Origin of the sequence: Roseomonas gilardii (genome assembly GCF_001941945.1) — a bacterium.
Classification (GTDB): Bacteria; Pseudomonadota; Alphaproteobacteria; order Acetobacterales; family Acetobacteraceae; genus Roseomonas.
Genome location: NZ_CP015583.1, coordinates 2,649,677 through 2,664,292 on the forward strand (window position 1 = coordinate 2,649,677; position 14,616 = coordinate 2,664,292).

Consider the following 14,616-nt stretch of genomic DNA (forward strand, 5'->3'; position numbering starts at 1 on the left):
TCAAAATTTACCCTCTTTCTCACAACATGGACCGATGGCAAACTTCGGGAGCGAGGGGCCGCCATTCACTATGATTGTGGGGTTATGCAGGATGCTCGAGGAGTGGAAGCAGCGGCTCCACCTGTGGTCACGTCAGGTCGGCAGGCCCGGGACGGCGCAGAACATGCAGGCCCTGCAGGTGGCCCAGACCGGGACGAGGACCGCCCTGGGCATGATCGTGGTCGCGCTGACGGTCCTGACCGTCAGGCTGATGGAGGATGCCTACCGGCATTTCGGGCCGGGCATCCTCGACACCGCCAGAAGCTTCTCGCTCTTCTGACCGGGAAAGGCCGGAGGCTCCGCCGGGGGCGGAAGCCCTGCGGCGCCTCGCCTCAGCCGGGATTGGCCGCGCGCAGCAGGAACTCGCGCCCGACCTTGACCCGCGGCACGCCGTCATAGGCCACGATATCCGCCGTGGCGTAGGTCTCGCTCCAGCGGTCGGGGATGAAGGACCCGGTGCCGACGACATCGAGCGGCGCCTTGGCCTCCGCCATCACGCGGCACTTGGCGACGGAGAAGCCGGAGGAGGCGATGATCCGCACCTTGGGGAAGCCGGCCTTGTCCAGCGCCTCCCGCATCCGCCAGATGGCGGCGGCGGAAACGCCGGTGCCGACCAGGAAGCGCAACTCCTCCTCGGTGCGGTAGCGGCGGATGGCGCCGGGCATGTTGCGCTCCAGAACCGCGTAGGATTCGCCGGGGTCCAGCGTTTCCAGGTAGCGGCCGCCATGCGTGTCCAGCCGTACCGAGACCCGGCCCGCGGCGGCGAGATCCGGGAAGCGGCGGCAGACCTCCAGCCCGTCCGTGATCTCCCGCCCGAAATAGTCGGTGAGCACGGTGAGGTCGTCGTCCGGATAGGTCTCGCGGAACATCTCCGCGGCGCGCAGGGTGGAGCCGGCATAGCCGATCAGCGCATGCGGCATCGTACCCAGCCCGGCCTCCGTGCCGAACCAGTGCGCGGTGGCGTTGCTCGCATTGCCCACGAAGCCGCGCGCGCCTTCCTGCCGGGCGGCATTGCCACCGGTGGCGGCGGCATAGGCCATCATTTCCTGCATGTCGGCGCCGGCGCAGTGCCGGGCATCCATGGCCAGGAAGGGGGTCTTCGGCAGTTCCAGGCACATCTGGTAGGCGTTGTGGGCGGCAACGCAGGGCGGCCCCACCTGCTGCAGCAGCAGCGTTTCCAGATCCACCAGCCCGACGAAGGAGCCGGTGAGATAGAGCAGCGGATCGCCCGCGCCGACCCAGCTCCCCTCGGGATGCATCAGGTCGATCTGCACATCCAGCCCGCGCTCGGCCGTCACCCGCCGCAGCCATTCCAGCGCGAGGCGCGGCGCGGAGATCACCGGGCGGCGCAGGAAGACGGCATAGGTAACGCGGCAGTCGCCATGCGCCGCCACGATCGCCCTGGTGCGGTTGAAGTAGCTGTCGGTGCGGGCGGTGATCTCCGCGTCCATCTCCGCCCTGTTCAGGGCCGGTCCTGCCGGGGGCTCCGCCATGCCTCTGTCCTTCCCTCGATCCATCGTCCCGCGCGGCATGACAGGCACCGCGCGTCGTCCCGGCCGCAGCATCGCCCCGCCCGGCGGGACCGACTGTGGCATGCCGCCGGGAGAGCGCCCATGCCGCCGGGGCGATGCAGATCCGCACCGCCCCGGCGGGGCTGAAGCTACTGCGCGGCCTGGAGCGGCAGGCTGCTCGTGCCTGGCCGGCGGGCCTTGAGTTCCTCCGCCACCAGGAAGGCCAGTTCCAGCGACTGCTCCGCGTTCAGGCGGGGGTCGCAGGCGGTGGCATAGGAGCGCGACAGGTCGGCCTCGGTCAGACGGTGGGCGCCGCCCAGGCATTCCGTCACGTCGGCGCCCGTCATCTCCACATGCACGCCGCCGGGCCAGGTGCCCTCGGCCTGGTGCACGTCGAAGAAGCTCCGGACCTCGCGTAGGATGGCGTCGAAGGAGCGGGTCTTGTAGCCGCCGGCCGGCACGGTGTTGCCGTGCATCGGGTCGGTGATCCAGGTGACCTTGCGCCCCTCGGCCTTCACCGCGCGCACCAGGGCGGGAAGATGCTGCTCCACCTTGCCGGCGCCCATGCGGGTGATCAGCGTCAGCCGCCCCGGCACGTTGCGCGGGTTCAGCCGCTCGGTGAGCCGCAGCAGGTCCTCCACCGAGGTGGTCGGCCCGACCTTGAAGCCGATCGGGTTGGCCACGCCGCTCAGGAACTCGACATGCGCGCCGTCCGGCTGCCGCGTGCGGTCGCCGATCCAGAGGAAATGCGCCGAGCAGGCATAGTGCCGGCGCGGATGCGTCGAGGGCTCGCGCGTCAGCGCCTGCTCGTAGCCGAGCAGCAGCGCCTCGTGCGAGGTGTAGAATTCCGTCTCGTGGAGCTGCGGCGCGTTCTCCATGCCGCAGGCCTTCATGAAGCGCAGCGTCTCGTCGATGCGCGCCGCGAGGTCCTGGTAGCGTTCCGCCAGCGGCGAGCGCTCCACGAAGCCCAGATTCCAGCGATGCACCTGGTTCAGGTCGGCGAAGCCGCCGGTGGCGAAGGCGCGCAGCAGGTTCAGCGTCGCCGCCGATTGCAGATAGGCGAATTCCATCCGCGACGGGTCGGGCACCCGGGCGGCGGCGGTGAATTCGGGCCCGTTGACGATGTCCCCACGATAGGAGGGCAGCGTCTCGCCATGGCGCGTTTCCGTGTCGGAGGAGCGCGGCTTGGCGAACTGCCCGGCCATGCGGCCCAGCTTCACCACCGGCAGGGAGGCGCCGAAGGTCAGCACCACCGCCATCTGCAACAGCACCTTGAAGGTGTCGCGGATGTTGTCGGCCCGGAAATCCGCGAAGGATTCTGCGCAGTCGCCGCCCTGGAGGACGAAGGCGCGGCCTTCCGCGGCATCGGCGAGGCGGGCGGTCAGGCGGTCGGCCTCCCCGGCAAAGACCAGCGGCGGAAAGGAGGCGAGCTTCGCCTCCGCGGCCGCGAGGTCGTTGCTGTCGGGGTAGTCGGGCACCTGGCGGATCGGCATGTCGCGCCAGGATCCGGGGTGCCAGTCCTTGCTGGTCATCGTTGTGGCGCTTCCGTTTTCGGGGGCGGGACCATAGCGGCGGTTCCGCCCCCAGGGAAAGCCCCCAGGGAAAGCTCCTAGGGAAGTTCCGGCGGAGGGTCAGACCTCCTCCCGCCCCCCTTCATCCTGCGTATCTCCCGCGCGCCGGGCGGGGGAGCGGAGGGTGACGAACTCCTCGGCGGCGGTCGGATGGATGCCGATGGTGGCGTCGAGCTGCGCCTTGGTGAGCCCGTTCACCACCGCCACGGCGAAGCCCTGCAGGATCTCCGGCGCGTCCTCGCCCAGCATGTGGATGCCGAGAAGGCGGTCGGTCTTCGCATCCACCACCACCTTCATCAGGCTGCGACGCCCTTCCCGCTTGCTGATCGTGTGCCGCATCGGGGTGAAGCGGGTGAGGTAGATGTCGGTCGGGCCCCGTGCCGCGGCCTCCTCCTCGGTCAGGCCGACGCTGCCGATTGGCGGCGAGGAGAAGACGGCCTTGGGCACGTTGTCATAGGACGCGCGGCGCGGCCGGCCGCCGAACAACGTGTCGGCCAGGGCATGGCCCACCGCCGTCGCCATGGGGGTCAGGTTCAGCCGGTCCGTGACATCGCCGATGGCATAGATGTGCGGGACGCTGGTGACGTGGTCCTCGTCCACCGCCACGGCGCCGCGCGCGTCCACCGCCACCCCGGCTTCCTCCAGCCCCAGCCCCTGGGTCGCCGGCTCACGCCCCACCGCCACCAGCACGGCATCGGCCTCCAGCACCCGGCCGGAGGCCAGCTCGACGATCCGCCCGTCGCCCGCCGCGCCGAAGCCGGTGATGGTCTCGCCCGGGTTGATCTTGATGCCCTGAGCGGTCAGTGCCTCGGCCAGCCCTTCGCGCAGTTCCTGGTCGAAGCCGCGCAGAGGCCATCTCTGGCGGTAGGTCAGCACCACCTCCGAGCCCAGCGCGTGCAGCAGCCCGGCGAATTCCACGCCGATATAGCCGCCGCCAACGATGATGATCTTCTCCGGCCGCTTCTCCAGGGTGAAGAGGTCGTCCGAGATCATCACGCAGTCGATGCCCGGCAGGTCCGGCCGGATCGGGCGGCCGCCCACGGCGATGACGATGCGCTCCGCGGTCACCCGCTCCTCGCCGACCTGCAGGGTGTGCGCGTCCAGGAAGCGGGCATGCGCCTCGAAGACCCGGGCGCCGTTGCCCTCCAGCAGCCGGCGGTAGATGCCGTTGAGGCGTGCGACCTCGCGGTCCCGCGCCTCCCTCAGCACGGACCAGTCATGGCCGCGGTTCTCGATGTCCCAGCCGAAGGCGCCGGCATCCGCCGCCCACTGCCCGTATTCGGCGGCCTGCACCATGATCTTCTTGGGCACGCAGCCGACATTGACGCAGGTGCCGCCCCAGAAGCGGCTTTCCGCGATACCCACCCGCGCGCCATGCCCGGCGGCGATGCGGGCGCAGCGCACGCCGGCGCTGCCGCCGCCGATCACGAAGAGGTCGAAGTCGTAGGAAGGCATCCGGAATCCTCGGCTGGGGGGCGCTGGAGGGCGCCCCTGTCACGGAGCCCTAGGTCGGGCCTTCCGCGGCCCGGGGCAAGGCCCCGGCGCCCGGGGGCGCTCCCCGGGGCAAGGCAGGTCTGCCGGAAGCGCGCTCTCGGAAGCGGGCTCAGCCCGCCTCCAGCCAGGCTGCCGCATTGCCGGGAAGCTCCGCCGCTCCTTCCAGTGGCAGGCTGGCCAGTGGCAGGCTGGCAGCGAGGACGCGGCCCGCCGGCAGGGGGACCGGCGCGTCCCCCAGGTTGATGACCGCCCGCACGGCCCCGTTGCGCAGCGTCAGGACGCAGGGCGCGCCGGCCTCCCAGGCCAGTTCCCCCCGCCCCAGCCCATGCTCCCGGCGCAGGCGGAGCAGGCGGCGATAGAGTTCCAGCGTGGAATCCGGCACGCCCTCCTGCCGGTCCGCGGCATAGGCGCGGAAGCCCTCCGGCTGCGGCAGCCAGGTCGCGGCGGTGGGGCCGAAGCCGAAGCCCGGCGCCTCCGCCTCCCAGGGGATCGGCACGCGGCAGCCGTCGCGGCCGGTCTCCACCCCGCCGGTGCGGAAGAAGGAGGGGTCCTGGCGGTGGCGGGCCTCCAGCGTGGTGTGCTCCGGCAGGCCCAGCTCCTCGCCCTGGTAGATATAGGCCGAGCCCGGCAGGGCCAGGGTCAGCAGCGCCATGGCCCGGGCACGGCGCAGCCCCAGCGCCTCGTCCGGCTGCTCGCCCGCCGCGTCGATGCCGAGCGGGCGGGAGCCCGGCACGGCCAGCCCGTAGCGCGAGGCATGGCGCACCGTGTCGTGGTTGGACAGGACCCAGGTGGTCGGCGCACCCACGGCGGCGGCCGCCTGGAGGGAGGCGTCGATCACCTGCCGGAGCTCGGCCGCGTCCCAGAGCGCGGTCAGGTAGTCGAAGTTGAAGGCCTGATGCATCTCGTCCGGGCGGACATAGCGGGCGAGGCGGGACTGCGGCTTCACCCAGGCCTCCGCCACCATCATCCGGTCGCCAGGATAGGCGGCCAGCACGCGGTGCCAGTCGCGGTAAATCGCGTGCACCTCCTCCTGGTCCCACATCGGTCCCATGTCGCGGCGCTCCTCGCCCTCGATCATGGTGGCCTGCCCGCTCCATTCCGGCAGGCCCGGGGCCTTGACCAGGCCGTGCGCGACATCGACGCGGAAGCCGTCCACGCCCCGGTCGAGCCAGAAGCGGAGGATGCCCTCGAACTCGGCGCGGACCTCGGGGTGGCCCCAGTCGAAATCCGGCTGCCGCCGGTCGAAGAGGTGCAGGTACCACTGCCTGTCGCCGGGCGCGCGCGACCAGGCGGAGCCGCCGAAGACGCTGCGCCAGTCATTGGGCGGCACCTCCCCGCCGGGGCCGCGCCCATCGCGGAAGATATAGCGTGCGCGCTCCGGGCTGCCGGGCGGGGTGCGGAGGGCGGCCTGGAACCAGGGATGCTCGTCCGAGCTGTGGTTCGGCACCAGATCCACGATCACCCGCAGCCCCAGCGCATGGGCCCGTTGCAGCAGGCGATCGAAATCCGCCAGCGTGCCGAAGAGCGGGTCCACGTCCCGGTAGTCCGCGACATCGTAGCCCCCATCGGCCTGCGGCGAGCGGTAGAAGGGCGAGAGCCAGACCGCATCCACCCCGAGCCGCGCTACATGGGGCAGGCGGGCGGCGATGCCCGGCAGGTCCCCCATCCCGTCGCCATCGGAGTCCGCGAAGGAGCGCGGGTAGATCTGGTAGATCACGGCCGAGCGCCACCATTCGGCGCCAGGGTGGCTGGAAGTGGGGGTGGCCGCGGTCACGACTTGGTCCATGCCGGTCGTCCTGCTTGCTGGTTCTGGGGCGCCCAACATCCGCCGCACCGCAGGGTTGAGTCGGAAACCGCCGCCCCTCCGAATATATTGCAACGCAACATGACGGATGGGGGTGCCGTATCAAGCCCGAACCACCCCATGTGGCCGCTCTCAGATCTTGTGCGTGGTCAGCAGCAGGCTCGTCTCGGTGGCCGCCACGCCCCGGATCTGGCGGATCCGCTGGAGCGCGGCATCGAAGCCTTCCAGGGTTCCGGTCGTCAGTTCCACCACGAGGTCCCAGCGCCCGTTCGTGCTGTGGACCGCCGACACCTCCGCCATGCCGCGCAGGGAGCGCAGCACCGCCTCGGTCCGCTCCCCTGCCACCTCGATCAGCGTGATGGCGCGGATCCGCCCCGCCTCCGCCTCCGCCTCCGGCATCAGCCGCAGGGTGAAGCCCTGGATCACGCCGGAGGCCTGGAGGCGGTCCAGGCGGTTCTGCACCGTGCCGCGCGAGACCTTCAGCAAGGCGGCCAGGGTTGCCACCGGCAGGCGGGCATTGTCCCGCAGCAGCGCGATGAGCTTCCGGTCGGTGTCGTCCATGGATCGCCTGTCCGGTGAGTGGCCGAGATGCGGGCGGCGGCCCGCCGGACAGGCGATCCGCCAGCCGGAGCCAGCGGATCGCCAGATTCCTGGCAAAGCGCTCTATCCTGTTGGGAATGCGGGCGCCAGACAGACGACCGCAATGCCCGCCTGCCACAGCTTCACGCGAAAGAGACCCATTTCCGAGGCAGACAGCCTGTTTTCTCAGCGGATGGCCGTGTCCGGCCATGCCCGGTCATCGGCATGAGCCTTGCTTGCGGATTGTTCCAGCTTCGCATCCGGCGGTCGCCCCAGGCCCCGCCCGGAACCAGGGAAAACAGGGGGTTGTTGATGTCGGGACGGGTCGAGGCGGGGGATGTCCGGGCGGGAACGGCCCCGCATCCGGTGGACCGGATGATGCCGCTGCCGAAGCTGGTGCCGCTCGCGCTCCAGCACGTGCTGGTCATGTATGCGGGCGCCGTGGCGGTGCCGCTGATCATCGGGCGGGCGCTGAACCTGTCGCCGCAGGAGGTCGCCTTCCTGATCTCGGCGGACCTCTTCGCCTGCGGCCTGGCGACGCTGGTGCAATGCCTGGGCTTCCCCGGCTTCGGCATCCGCCTGCCGGTGATGATGGGTGTGACCTTCGCCGCCGTGGGGCCGATGCTCTCCATGGCCGCCACGCCGGATGTCGGGCTGCTGGGCATCTACGGCTCGGTGATCGCCGCCGGCATCTTCGGGGTGCTGGTGGCCCCCTTCGTCAGCCGGCTGCTGCCGCTCTTCCCGCCCGTGGTCACGGGCACCATCATCCTGGTGATCGGCATCTCGCTGATGCGGGTGGGCATCAACTGGGCCGGCGGCGGGCTGCCCATGCTCACGCGCGTCGTCGATGGCGTGCCCTATTCCTATGCCAACCCGAATTACGGCCAGCTCACCGGGCTGGGGATCGCGCTGTTCGTGCTGCTGGTGATCCTGGCGCTGATCAAGTGGGGGCGCGGCTTCGTGGCCAATGTCGCGGTGCTGCTGGGCATCGTGGCGGGCTCGGTGCTGGCCAGCCTGATGGGGGTGATGCATTTCGAGCGCGTCCTGGCCGCCCCCTGGTTCGCCGTGGTGACGCCCTTCCATTTCGGCATGCCGAGCTTCCACCTCGTGCCCATCGTCACGATGTGCATCGTGATGGTCGTGGTGATGATCGAATCCCTGGGCATGTTCCTGGCCCTGGGCGACATGACCGGCCGCCCGGTGGACCAGGATGCGCTGAGCCGCGGGCTGCGCGCCGACGGGCTGGGCACGCTGCTGGGCGGCATCTTCAACACCTTCCCCTACACCTCCTTCTCACAGAATGTCGGACTGGTGGGCATCACCGGCGTGCGCTCGCGCTGGGTGACCGTGGCGGCCGGCGTGATCATGCTGGCGCTCGGCCTGCTGCCGAAGATGTCGGCGCTGGTGGAGGCGGTGCCGCAGGTCGTGCTCGGCGGCGCCGGGCTGGTGATGTTCGGCATGGTGGCGGCCACCGGGGCCCGCATCCTCACCCATGTCGATTTCCGCAACAACCAGAACAACCTCTTCGTCGTCGCCCTGTCCGTGGGCTTCGGCATGATCCCGCTGGCGGCGCCGAACTTCTTCCGGGCCCTGCCGCATGAGCTGCACCCGCTGCTGGAATCCGGCATCCTGCTCGCCTCCATCGTCGCGGTGGCCCTGAACGCCTTCTTCAACGGCCTGGGCAGCCGCGAGCAGGCCCGCAGCGAGGCCACCACGGCGGCTGCGGCGGCGGAGCACGTCTGACGACGCCGCGCCTCGCCCGGCCATGGCCCCGTCCGGAGGGCAGGGCTGCCGGCCGGGCGGATTGACCTCGCCGGCCGCAGGCCACAGCTTCCCCGCCACGCAGCGGAGGAACCCCGATGGCCGACGAGAAACTGGTCCTGTCGGAGCGGCAGGGGCGGGTGGGGCTGATCACGCTCGACCGCCCCAAGGCGCTCAACGCGCTCAGCGATTCGCTGATGGCGCAACTGGGCGAGGCGTTGCTCGCCTTCGACGCCGATGACGAGATCGGCGCCATCGTGCTGACCGGCAGCGAGCGCGCCTTCGCCGCCGGGGCCGATATCCGGGAGATGAAGGACCGCCGCTTTCCGGACGTGTACCGGAACGACTTCATCGGCCAGCGCTGGGAGACGATCCTGCAGGTGCGCAAGCCGGTGATCGCGGCGGTGGCGGGCCATGCGCTGGGCGGCGGCTGCGAGCTGGCGATGATGTGCGACATGATCGTCGCCGCCGACACGGCGAAGTTCGGCCAGCCGGAGATCAATATCGGCATCCTGCCCGGCGCCGGGGGCACGCAGCGGCTGACGCGGGCGGTGGGCAAGTCCAAGGCCATGGACCTGATCCTGACGGCGCGGATCATGGACGCCGCCGAGGCCGAGCGCAGCGGGCTGGTGGCCCGGGTGGTGCCGGCGGCGGAGTTGCTGCCCCAGGTCCTGGAGATGGCAGCGCGGATCGCCGCCCTGCCCCCGACCTCGGTCGCCATGGCCAAGGCCGCCGTCAACGCCGCCTTCGAGACCACGCTGCGGGAAGGCGTGCGGCTGGAGCGGCAGCTCTTCCTCAGCCTCTTCGGCACGGCGGGGCAGGTCGAGGGCATGGCTGCCTTCGTCGAGAAGCGGAAGCCGGATTTCGGGCGCGGCTGAACGCCACTCTGCCTGGGGGGTTCCCTCCAAGGCTCCCCGTCGCGCCCCTTGCGGCTTCCGGAGAGACCTCCGGCAGCCGCCGCGCGGGGGGTTTGCGGTTGACTTCGCGCCCGCACGGGGTCTAGAAGCCCCGACCTTCTGCTGTCCCCCTTGGTCCTGTCCTGGAGGGTGGCGGCGTTCCACAGACAGATCGGCAGTCAGTACAGCTCATGGCGAACACGCCCTCTGCGCGTAAGCGCATCCGTCAGACCGAGAAGCGCAACGCGCGCAACACCGCCCGCCGTTCCCGCGTGCGCACCTTCCTGCGCAAGCTCGAGGACGCGCTGGCCGCCGGCGACAAGACCCAGGCCCAGGCCGCCTTCCAGGCCTTCCAGCCGGAGATGATGCGCGCCGTCACGAAGGGCGTCCTGCACGCCAACACCGTGGGCCGCAGGCTCTCCCGCCTGTCCGCCCGCGTGAAGGCGCTGGGCGCCACGGCGCAGGGCTAAAAATTCGATCACACCTCCGGTAGGTGTGTTGACGGCCCGGATCATTCTGATTCGGGCCGTAATTTTTGCAGGCTTTTCAAAGCATTTAGCCAACGACCTTAAGGCGCCATCCGAATTTCGGTTGGTTCTTCACGGCTTCGTTGCAACAGTGTGACTCCGGAGTCGGAGCGCCGCTCTGACTCTTCTTGATCGGTTCCGAGCTTCGCGCTGTTGTGCCCCTCCCACCCCGGTCGGTGGGCTCCGCGCGAGGTGCTCCACCCCCTTCCGGGGGTGGCGGGTCCGGCCGGGGTCAGGCCAGAATGTCCGGCCCTGTCGGCCGGTCGAGGGAGAGCGGCGCGAGCCGCGGTTCGGAGAGAGGATGCGGATGCTCATGCAGCAGGAAGACCTCGGCAGCACCTCTCCCGCCCTCTCCGGCACCGGTCTGGATTCCGCCAACGTCACCGAGGCCTGGGCGCGCATCCGCGGCCGCCTGCGCGAGGAAATCGGCGAGATCGAGTACCGCACCTGGATGCGCCAGATGACGCTGGCGGCCATCGAGGGCGAGGAAGCGGTGGTGCAGGTGCCTTCGCGCTTCCTGCGCGACTGGCTGCGCAGCCAGTACGGGGACAGGCTGCGCGCGCTCTGGCAGGCCGAGAACCTGGGCGTGCGCCGGGTGGATATCCGCGTGGCGCCGGCCTCGGCGTCCGATGGCGCGCCGGTGGATGGCGAGGCCGTGCCGCGCGCCCTGCCCGAGCAGGCGCGCCCGGCCGAGGCCCGTGCTGCCGACGCCCGCAATGCCGATCCCCGGAATGCCGATCCACGGAATGACTGGGCGGCACCGCTCGATCCGCGCTTCACCTTCGACAGCTTCGTGGTCGGCAAGCCGAACGAGTTCGCCTATGCCTGCGCCCGCCGCGTGGCGGAGAAGCCGGCGAGCCCGGGCTTCAACCCGCTCTTCCTCTATGGCGGCGTCGGGCTGGGCAAGACGCATCTGATGCACTCGATCGCCTGGGCGCTGCGCGAGCCGGGCCTCGACCGCTCGGTGGCCTATATGTCCGCCGAGAAGTTCATGTACCGCTTCATCGCGGCGCTGCGCTCGCAGAGCACGATGGAGTTCAAGGAGAGCCTCCGTTCCGTCGACGTGCTGATGATCGACGACCTGCAGTTCCTGATCGGCAAGGACAACACGCAGGAGGAGTTCTTCCACACCTTCAACGCGCTGGTGGATGCCGGCAAGCAGATCGTGGTTTCCGCCGACAAGTCGCCCTCCGACCTGTCGGGGCTGGAGGACCGGCTGCGCACGCGGCTCGGCTGCGGCATGGTGGCCGATATCCATGCCACCACCTACGAGCTGCGCATCTCGATCCTGGAGGCCAAGGCGCAGGTGGCGGGCATCCCCGTGCCGGCGCGGGTGCTGGAATACCTCGCGCACAAGATCACCTCCAACGTGCGGGAGCTGGAGGGCGCGCTGAACCGGCTGATCGCCCATTCCGGCCTGTTCGGCCGCCCGGTGACGCTGGAAAGCTGCCAGGAGGTCCTGCACGACATCCTGCGCGCCCATGATCGCCGCGTGACGATCGAGGAGATCCAGAAGCGCGTCGCCGAGCACTACAACATGCGCCTCGCCGACATGTCCTCGGCCCGCCGCGCCCGCAACGTGGCCCGGCCGCGGCAGGTGGCGATGTACCTGGCCAAGCAGCTCACCTCGCGCTCGCTGCCCGAGATCGGGCGCAAGTTCGGCAACCGCGACCACACCACGGTCATGCACGCGGTGGCCAAGGTACAGGAGCTGATGCAGCAGGATGCCGGCTTCGCCGAGGATGTCGAGCTGCTGCGGCGGATGCTGGAGACCTGATCTCCGGCCGGTCTCCGGCTTCGGCACCTTCCTATCTGCTTTTCCGTGCTGAAATGCGGCCGGTGGCCCCGCTTCCCCGGGTTTGGGCGGGGTGATAGGAATGTCCCCTTGTCAACACAGGGTCCCTGGCTCCGGGACCCCCAACAGCTTCGAGGATAGGCGCCGATGAAGTTCACGGTGGACCGGGCGGTGCTGCTGAAGGCGCTCGCGCATGTCCAGAGCGTCGTCGAGCGTCGCAACACCATCCCCATCCTGGCCAATGTCCTGTTGGAGGCTGCGGAAGGCCGGCTGACGCTGACCGCCACGGACATGGAGATCGCGGTGGTGGAGGAGATCACCGCCGGCGTGGAGGTGACGCAGCCGGGCCGTTGCACCGCCCCGGCGGCGACGCTCTACGAGATCGCGCGCAAGCTGGGCGACGGGCTGAAGGTGGAGTTCGACCAGGCGGGCGGCGACGCGCCGCTGGGCCTGCGCGCCGGGCGCTACGTGACCTCGCTGATGGTGCTGCCGGTCGAGGACTTCCCGGCGATGACGGAGGGCAAACTGCCGCACCGCTTCGTCCTGCCGGCCGCGACGCTGCGCGAGCTGGTGGACCGCACCCGCTTCGCCATCTCCACCGAGGAGACGCGCTACTACCTGAATGGCATCTACCTGCATGTCGCGGAGGGCGAGGACGGCAAGGTGCTCCGCGCCGTGGCGACCGACGGGCACCGCCTCGCCCGTGTCGAGGCGCCGCTTCCCGAGGGGGCCTCGGGCATGCCGGGGGTGATCGTGCCGCGCAAGACGGTGGGCGAGGTGCGCAAGCTGGCCGACGAAGCCTCGGGCGAGGAGGCGACGGTCGAGGTGCGGCTTTCCGACACCAAGATCCAGTTCCGCCTGGGCCCGGTGACGCTGACCTCGAAGCTGATCGACGGCACCTTCCCGGAATACGAGCGCGTCATTCCCAAGGGCAACGACAAGGAGCTCAAGGTCGATCGCGCCCTCTTCGCCCAGGCGGTGGACCGGGTGGCGGCGATCTCCTCCGAGCGTTCGCGCCCGGTGAAGCTGGCACTGGGCAAGAACCAGCTCGTCCTCACCGCCTCCTCCCCCGAGCAGGGGCAGGCACGCGAGGAGCTGGATGCGGATGCCGTCAGCTACGCCTCCACGCCGCTGGAGATCGGCTTCCAGGCCCGCTACCTGAAGGACATCACCGACCAGGTGCAGGGCCAGGTGGTGTTCCGCTTCTCGGATGGTTCCGCCCCCACCATCGTGCAGGACGAGGACAAGGCCAGCGCCCTCTACGTGCTGATGCCGATGCGGGTCTGACCCGCCCTTCCCTGCCTCTCGCGCGGCCACTGGCACGGATTGTCCGGGCGCCGCCGCATCGCCATCTGTGATGGCGATGCGGCGGCCCGCTCCCGCCGGAACCCACCTCCCTTCCCCGCCCGGGGAGACAGGCCGGTCCGGCCCCGGGGGGCGTGGCGCCGCCCTTAGGAAGCCTCCGGGACCCGCTTGACCCTTCCCTTCCAGAATGCCCCGCCCGGCCTGCGCCTGACACGGCTGATGCTGCGGGATTTCCGCAGCCATGCCGCGACGGATCTGCGCCTGGAATCGCCGCTGGTGGTGGTGGCGGGGGAGAACGGCACCGGCAAGACCAACCTGTTGGAAGCGATCAGCCTGCTGGGCCCCGGGCGGGGGTTGCGGGGGGCGCGCAACCTCGACTTCTGCCGCCGCACAGCGGAGGGGCCCCTCCCCTGGGCCGTCAGCGGCCGTTTCGAGGCACCGCACGGCCCCTTCGACCTCGGCACCGGCACGCCGCCGGAAGGGCCGATGGACAAGCGCGTGCTGCGCCTGAACGACGGGCCGGTGCGCTCCCAGGCCGAGCTCGGCGCACTGGTCGCCGCGGTCTGGCTGACGCCGCAGATGGACCGGCTCTTCCAGGAAGGCGCCTCTGGCCGCCGACGTTTCCTCGACCGCCTGGTCTGGGCGCTGGAGCCCGGCCATGCGCGCGAGGTCGCGGGCTATGAGACCGCCATGGCCGGGCGCAACCGGTTGCTCTCCGAAACCCGGCGCGACCCGGCCTGGATCGCCTCGCTGGAGGATGCCATGGCCCGGCACGGCGTGGCCGTGGCCGCCGCCCGCCGCGCCTTGATCGCCCGGCTGAACGCGGCGCTGGAGGGCGGCACCGCCGGGGCCTTCCCGGCCGCCCGCTGCGCCCTGTCCTGCGAGATCGCGGCGATGCTGGAGGAGCAGCCCGCCCTGGCGGTGGAGGATGCGCTGCGCGAGCGCCTCGCCGCCAACCGGGGGCGCGACGCGGCGGCGGGGCTGGCGACGGAAGGCCCGCATCGCTGCGACCTGCTAATGCGACACCTGCCGCGCGACCTGCCGGCCGAGATCTGCTCCACGGGGGAACAGAAGGCGCTGCTGGTCTCCGTGATCCTCGCCCATGCCGCGCTGATCGCCGCCGCCCGGGGCTTCGCCCCCCTTCTGCTGCTGGACGAGGTGGCGGCGCATCTCGACGCGGTCCGCCGCACGGCACTGTTCGAGGCGCTGGCCGCCCTGCCGGCGCAATGCTTCCTGACGGGCACGGACCCGGAGGTCTTCGCGCCCCTGCAGGACCGTTCCCAGGCCTTCCTGGCCGATCACCAGGGCCTGCGCGCCGCCTGAGTTCGGCCCAC

At 70.6% G+C, this 14,616-nt stretch carries 12 protein-coding genes; 7 read left to right on the forward strand and 5 right to left on the reverse strand.

Annotated features, from left to right (window positions below):
• The first annotated feature begins 91 nt into the window (after positions 1–91).
• Positions 92–319, forward strand: a complete 228-nt coding sequence (locus tag RGI145_RS12120) for a hypothetical protein (protein WP_156878503.1) — start codon at positions 92–94, stop codon at positions 317–319.
• Between the two features lie 52 nt (positions 320–371).
• Here RGI145_RS12120 and RGI145_RS12125 read toward each other — a convergent pair whose 3' ends face one another.
• The 5 genes from RGI145_RS12125 to RGI145_RS12145 form a co-directional block, all read right to left on the reverse strand.
• Entirely contained in the window at positions 372–1,532 is a 1,161-nt protein-coding gene (locus RGI145_RS12125; RefSeq protein ID WP_075798550.1) for a beta/alpha barrel domain-containing protein, read from the reverse strand.
• A 167-nt stretch (positions 1,533–1,699) separates the two neighbouring features.
• Positions 1,700–3,082 carry a class II 3-deoxy-7-phosphoheptulonate synthase gene (locus RGI145_RS12130; protein ID WP_075798551.1) on the reverse strand — a complete coding sequence of 461 codons (1,383 nt, stop codon included), beginning with the start codon at positions 3,080–3,082 and terminating at the stop codon, positions 1,700–1,702.
• A 99-nt stretch (positions 3,083–3,181) separates the two neighbouring features.
• Complete coding sequence (gene gorA / locus RGI145_RS12135; RefSeq protein ID WP_075798552.1) at positions 3,182–4,576, reverse strand: glutathione-disulfide reductase; 1,395 nt, start codon at positions 4,574–4,576, stop codon at positions 3,182–3,184.
• A 148-nt stretch (positions 4,577–4,724) separates the two neighbouring features.
• Positions 4,725–6,401 (reverse strand): glycoside hydrolase family 13 protein, encoded by a 1,677-nt coding sequence (locus RGI145_RS12140; RefSeq protein ID WP_075798553.1) that lies wholly within the window; start codon positions 6,399–6,401, stop codon positions 4,725–4,727.
• Between the two features lie 150 nt (positions 6,402–6,551).
• Positions 6,552–6,980, reverse strand: a complete 429-nt coding sequence (locus RGI145_RS12145; protein ID WP_075798554.1) for an Lrp/AsnC family transcriptional regulator — start codon at positions 6,978–6,980, stop codon at positions 6,552–6,554.
• 330 nt (positions 6,981–7,310) lie between these two features.
• On the opposite strand from RGI145_RS12145, the gene RGI145_RS12150 reads away from it, so the two are divergent.
• The 6 genes from RGI145_RS12150 to recF all read left to right on the forward strand — a co-directional run bounded on the left by RGI145_RS12150 (position 7,311) and on the right by recF (position 14,605).
• Complete coding sequence (locus RGI145_RS12150; RefSeq protein WP_075798555.1) at positions 7,311–8,741, forward strand: nucleobase:cation symporter-2 family protein; 1,431 nt, start codon at positions 7,311–7,313, stop codon at positions 8,739–8,741.
• A gap of 116 nt (positions 8,742–8,857) precedes the next feature.
• On the forward strand, positions 8,858–9,637 hold the full coding sequence (locus tag RGI145_RS12155; protein WP_075798556.1) for an enoyl-CoA hydratase: 780 nt from the start codon (positions 8,858–8,860) through the stop codon (positions 9,635–9,637).
• 209 nt (positions 9,638–9,846) lie between these two features.
• Positions 9,847–10,125: a 30S ribosomal protein S20 gene (gene rpsT / locus RGI145_RS12160; RefSeq protein WP_027280555.1), complete on the forward strand. Its 279-nt coding sequence runs from the start codon at positions 9,847–9,849 to the stop codon at positions 10,123–10,125.
• 364 nt (positions 10,126–10,489) lie between these two features.
• Positions 10,490–11,959 carry a chromosomal replication initiator protein DnaA gene (gene dnaA, locus RGI145_RS12165; protein WP_156878652.1) on the forward strand — a complete coding sequence of 490 codons (1,470 nt, stop codon included), beginning with the start codon at positions 10,490–10,492 and terminating at the stop codon, positions 11,957–11,959.
• 165 nt (positions 11,960–12,124) lie between these two features.
• Complete coding sequence (dnaN, locus tag RGI145_RS12170; RefSeq protein ID WP_075798557.1) at positions 12,125–13,264, forward strand: DNA polymerase III subunit beta; 1,140 nt, start codon at positions 12,125–12,127, stop codon at positions 13,262–13,264.
• 186 nt (positions 13,265–13,450) lie between these two features.
• On the forward strand, positions 13,451–14,605 hold the full coding sequence (recF, locus tag RGI145_RS12175) for a DNA replication/repair protein RecF (RefSeq protein ID WP_075798558.1): 1,155 nt from the start codon (positions 13,451–13,453) through the stop codon (positions 14,603–14,605).
• Positions 14,606–14,616 lie beyond the last annotated feature (11 nt).

Coding starts and splice junctions, on each gene's coding strand:
- RGI145_RS12140 (WP_075798553.1), bottom strand. CDS start 6,401: ATGGACCAAGTCGTGACCGCGGCCACCCCCACTTCCAGCCACCCTGGC.
- RGI145_RS12125 (WP_075798550.1), bottom strand. CDS start 1,532: ATGGCGGAGCCCCCGGCAGGACCGGCCCTGAACAGGGCGGAGATGGAC.
- RGI145_RS12150 (WP_075798555.1), top strand. CDS start 7,311: ATGTCGGGACGGGTCGAGGCGGGGGATGTCCGGGCGGGAACGGCCCCG.
- rpsT (WP_027280555.1), top strand. CDS start 9,847: ATGGCGAACACGCCCTCTGCGCGTAAGCGCATCCGTCAGACCGAGAAG.
- RGI145_RS12145 (WP_075798554.1), bottom strand. CDS start 6,980: ATGGACGACACCGACCGGAAGCTCATCGCGCTGCTGCGGGACAATGCC.
- dnaN (WP_075798557.1), top strand. CDS start 12,125: ATGAAGTTCACGGTGGACCGGGCGGTGCTGCTGAAGGCGCTCGCGCAT.
- dnaA (WP_156878652.1), top strand. CDS start 10,490: ATGCTCATGCAGCAGGAAGACCTCGGCAGCACCTCTCCCGCCCTCTCC.
- gorA (WP_075798552.1), bottom strand. CDS start 4,576: ATGCCTTCCTACGACTTCGACCTCTTCGTGATCGGCGGCGGCAGCGCC.
- RGI145_RS12155 (WP_075798556.1), top strand. CDS start 8,858: ATGGCCGACGAGAAACTGGTCCTGTCGGAGCGGCAGGGGCGGGTGGGG.
- RGI145_RS12120 (WP_156878503.1), top strand. CDS start 92: ATGCTCGAGGAGTGGAAGCAGCGGCTCCACCTGTGGTCACGTCAGGTC.
- RGI145_RS12130 (WP_075798551.1), bottom strand. CDS start 3,082: ATGACCAGCAAGGACTGGCACCCCGGATCCTGGCGCGACATGCCGATC.